This window comes from Microcystis sp. M31BS1, assembly GCF_020245285.1.
In the GTDB taxonomy this organism is placed as follows: Bacteria; Cyanobacteriota; Cyanobacteriia; order Cyanobacteriales; family Microcystaceae; genus Microcystis; species Microcystis panniformis.
The window spans coordinates 1-2710 of the sequence record NZ_JADBVE010000109.1; the positions used below are offsets into that span (position 1 = coordinate 1).

Below are 2710 nucleotides of genomic sequence, written 5' to 3' on the forward strand. Positions count from 1 at the left end.
GAGTTCTTTTCTTCTTCCGTGAATTCTAGGTTAATCATGTTTTTAATGAGTGCTTTGCTTCTAATTATGACTCTTAAACTATATTATTGTCCTTGAGTAAAAAATGCAAGTTGTAGCCGTGCAAAGTATAACATTTTTAATTTTTGAGTGGTTGTCCTAACCACTCTATTTCTTTAGGGGGTCGTTTGGCTAGACTCCCCGCTCTATCTAGCTTGTAGCCCCTCTGTCACCCCTTGAAGATAATTCCAATGACCGAATACCGTCGCATCAGCTACGCCGTCTGGGAAATTACCCTAAAATGTAACCTCGCCTGTCAGCATTGCGGTTCCCGCGCCGGCCATACCCGTAGCCACGAACTTACCACTGAAGAAGCCCTCGATCTCGTCCGTCAACTGGCCGAAGTGGGCATCAAAGAAGTTACCCTGATCGGGGGAGAAGCCTTCCTCCGTCCCGACTGGCTCGATATCGCCCGGGCGATTACCGACGCGGGCATGATCTGCGGTGTCACCACCGGCGGCTACGGCATCACCCTCGACACCGCCCAAAAGATGAAAGACGCGGGGATCAAAGTTGTCTCCGTCTCCGTGGACGGGTTAGAAACTACCCACGATCGCCTGCGGGGGAAACCCGGTTCGTGGCAATGGGCTTTCCGCACCATGGGCCACCTCAAACAAGCCGGTATCCCCTTCGGTTGCAATACCCAGATCAATCGCCTTTCCGCCCCCGAATTTCCCCGAATCTACGAAAAAATCCGCGATGCGGGCGTATTTGCATGGCGGATCCAGTTAACCGTCCCGATGGGTAACGCGGCCGATAATTCGGAAATTCTCCTGCAACCCTACGAACTCCTAGAACTATACCCGATGCTCGCCCGTGTCACCGAGCGAGCGCGACGGGAGGGGATAGACGTACAACCGGGCAACAATATCGGCTATTACGGCCCCTACGAACGTTTATTGCGGGGAGGGGACGCATGGACATTCTGGCAGGGGTGTAGTGCCGGACTGGCGGCACTGGGAATCGAGGCCGACGGAGCAATCAAAGGCTGTCCCTCCCTTCCCACCGCAGCCTATACCGGGGGCAATATCCGCGATCGCTCCCTGCGCCAGATTATCGAAGAGGCCGAAGAACTGCGCTTCAACCTCGGCGCGGGAACCCCGAAGGGAACCGATCACCTCTGGGGATTCTGTAAAACCTGCGAGTTCGCCGAACTCTGCCGAGGTGGTTGTAGTTGGACGGCTCATGTTTTCTTCGATCGCCGGGGGAACAATCCCTACTGTCACCACCGGGCCTTAAAACAAGCGGAGAAGGGAATCCGAGAGAGATTCTACCTCGATCGCCCCGCAGCCGGAATTCCCTTCGATAACGGCCAATTTGCGCTGGTAGAAGAACCCTTCCATTCTCCCCTAGCCAATGATCCCCTCGCCTTCAGTGCCGACGCGATCCAATGGCCGGAAAGCTGGCAAAACAAAACCCCCGTACTCACCCCCACAATCTAACCGTCACTAACCCCGCCCTAAAAGGGACGGGGCTTGCCTAGACCAATTTAGGCGACGCAAGTAGAGACTACCGCATCGAGACACAATCTGGCACAGACTTCCGAATACTTCCCTAGTTCGGATTACCTCTAAGCTTTATTGGTAAAGCGTTGTTAGACAAGACATCTTGATTGTGTTGCGGTAAGGGACTTTAACTTTACTCTTAAGGATTATCTCCATGGCAAGAGTTCCTGTTATTTCAAAAGACGGAAAACCGTTGATGCCCACTAAACCCAGTCGGGCCAGGCGGTGGATTAAGGAAGGAAAAGCTATCGGTAAATTCAACGACTTAGATATTTTCTATGTCCAGCTAACCGATGAACCTTCCGATAACAAAACCCAACCGATTGCTATTGGTATTGACCCGGGTAAATTATTCTCTGGAATTGGCGTTCAATCCTCTCTTTTTACTCTTTGGAAGGCTCACTTAGAACTTCCTTTTAAACGAGTAAAAGAGCGCATGGACAATCGCTGCTTAATGCGAAGAGGACGTAGAGGAAGACGGATTAACCGCCAACTTCCTTTTAATCTAAGAGCGCATCGACAAAAACGATTCTTAAATAGAAGACAAGGAAAATTAGCTCCCTCAATCAGAGCTAATCGTCAACTTGAACTTCGAGTCGTTTCCGAACTAACCAAAATCTATCCAATTACCGATATTTATTTTGAGTACATCAAAGCCGATGTTGATTTAACTTCTGGTAGAAAAGGGGCTAAGTCTGGAAAAGGTTTCTCGCCGGTTATGGTTGGACAAAAATGGGCTATTGAGCAACTGTCTCAATTGGCAACAGTCCATACTCGCTTTGGTTGGCAAACCTCTAATCTCAGAAAACATTTGCGACTAGAAAAGTCTAAAAATAAAGCAGAACAATCACCCGAAAGTCATGCTAACGATGGAATTGCTCTTGCCTGTTTTCAATTTTTAGATTATTTGCCATTCCACACTTCTAATGGACATGGATATGATTGGAAGGGTTCTGTTAAAGTAACGAACGCTCCCTTCGCTGTCATCAAACGTCCTCCTATTAGTCGTCGTCAACTTCACCTGATGGTTTTTTCTAAAGGTGGTAAACGACGTAAATATGGTGGCTCTTCCTCAAGACATGGGTTCCGTAAAGGAGATTTAGTTTCTTCTTCCAAAGGAATCGGTTATGTTAGTGGAGATACCGAAA

At 49.0% G+C, this 2710-nt stretch carries 2 protein-coding genes; both read left to right on the plus strand.

Annotated features, from left to right (window positions below; translation table 11 throughout):
• Positions 1–248: 248 nt before the first annotated feature.
• Positions 249–1499: a nif11-class peptide radical SAM maturase 3 gene (locus IM509_RS06235; RefSeq protein ID WP_287107768.1), complete on the plus strand. Its 1251-nt coding sequence runs from the start codon at positions 249–251 to the stop codon at positions 1497–1499.
• 217 nt (positions 1500–1716) lie between these two features.
• A partial coding sequence (locus IM509_RS06240) for an RRXRR domain-containing protein (RefSeq protein ID WP_287716714.1) occupies positions 1717–2710 on the plus strand: 994 nt, incomplete at its 3' end.